The following is a 1,480-nucleotide window of genomic DNA, read 5'->3' on the forward strand; positions in this document are numbered from 1 at the left end:
CCCGTTCCTTGATCAGGGCATGCCTAATGAGCCGATCACGATATTTGGTGACGGTACGCAGACACGGTCATTCTGTTATGTGACAGACCAGATTACCGGATTACTTCGTCTGGCAGGGCTGCCTGGTTTAAAAGGGGAGGTTGTGAATATCGGGAATCCGGTTGAGTATACAATACTTGACCTTGCAAAGATGATTATTGATCTTACCGGATCATCATCACAATTGTCATACCATCCGATGCCCCCGGATGATCCGACACGGAGGGTCCCGGATATTACAAAGGCACGGGAAAAACTGGGATGGGAGCCAAAAGTGGATATCAGGGACGGGCTGATGATGATGAAAGAATCGAATTCAGGGTCGGTTCATCGGTCCTGATATCATAACATCGATAATAAAAGAGAGAAGAACATATTTTTTTATCACCGTACTTGTACCTAGCACCCCCAGACATTATTTTGGGTATGGGATTTTTACCATCTTTACGCCATTTTTTCCAGAAGAGATCATGATCACAGTTCCTCTTTTCGCACACACCGATCACCAGAGAAGATCAGGACCCATCGCTTCAGATTTGGAATAGACGATAATTCGGGTGATGAGATATACTGATTCAATTGTTTTATCCCCTCATTTACCATTTTCTCTAGTACCGCATCAGAAATCATGCTCTTTTTCACATACTTCAGTTCAAAGAGGGCGTAATAATCCGGATGCCAGGGATCCCTCTTAAGGAGAGCGAGATCAATATACCCGTCTGCAACCTCATATTCCGACTTTACCAGATACAGACTGCTCATGTTTGCATATGCAAAAATTGCAATTTTGATGTATTTCTCATCAAATCCGATGAAATCCCGGTTAGAAAATGCATGAAGAAGTTCTTCGATGAGTGTGACTAATATGTCACATTTCCCTTCATACGCGATTTGGTACATTGCATCCCGGATTCTGTCCGGTTCAACCTGAAATGGTGCTTCATGTTTGATGAATTCCAGAAAAAAGTCGTAGTATAAACCGCGAATGACATAATTTGGAATCTGCAGCGTAACAGCACCGGGAATACTCTCCCGAATGGAAAGGAGACCAAGGTAATAAAGAAGAGATTTGAAATCATCTTTTGTAAATGGAAGATCCATTGAAAATGTGCTGGTAATATTTGCTGTAACGAATCCCGTCGTAACAATCTCTTTCAGGGTGTCAATATTTTGAACAGGATCTTTCATTCTGAGCAGATGTCCAAGTTTCCCATAATCACCTGCAATGTTTGTATCCAGAAGATATTTTGGAGGTTTATGAAATAACTGATAATTTTTTAAGTAATAAAGCACCATATCACTGTTATACAACCTTGTTTCTTCATCCTCACTGAAAAGATATCCATTATAATATTCCTTCAGAGTTTTCTCAACTGATTTATAATCTATCTCTTCAGGAACCGTTTTTTTGAACAGGGTGTGTATTTCTTCCCCGGTAAAT

The 1,480-nt window shown here is 40.7% G+C and carries 2 protein-coding genes; one reads left to right on the top strand and one right to left on the bottom strand.

Going from position 1 to position 1,480, the window contains the following annotated elements; all coding sequences use genetic code 11:
* Nucleotides 1-379, top strand: a 379-nt coding sequence (locus PLA23_RS13400; protein WP_324475535.1) for a GDP-mannose 4,6-dehydratase, incomplete at its 5' end; no start/stop codon positions are given.
* A 134-nt stretch (nucleotides 380-513) separates the two neighbouring features.
* On the opposite strand, the gene PLA23_RS13405 is transcribed toward PLA23_RS13400, so the two are convergent.
* Nucleotides 514-1,480, bottom strand: a 967-nt coding sequence (locus PLA23_RS13405; protein ID WP_324475537.1) for a PD-(D/E)XK nuclease domain-containing protein, incomplete at its 5' end; no start/stop codon positions are given.

Origin of the sequence: Methanospirillum sp. (assembly GCF_035406105.1) — an archaeon.
Classification (GTDB): domain Archaea; phylum Halobacteriota; class Methanomicrobia; order Methanomicrobiales; family Methanospirillaceae; genus Methanospirillum.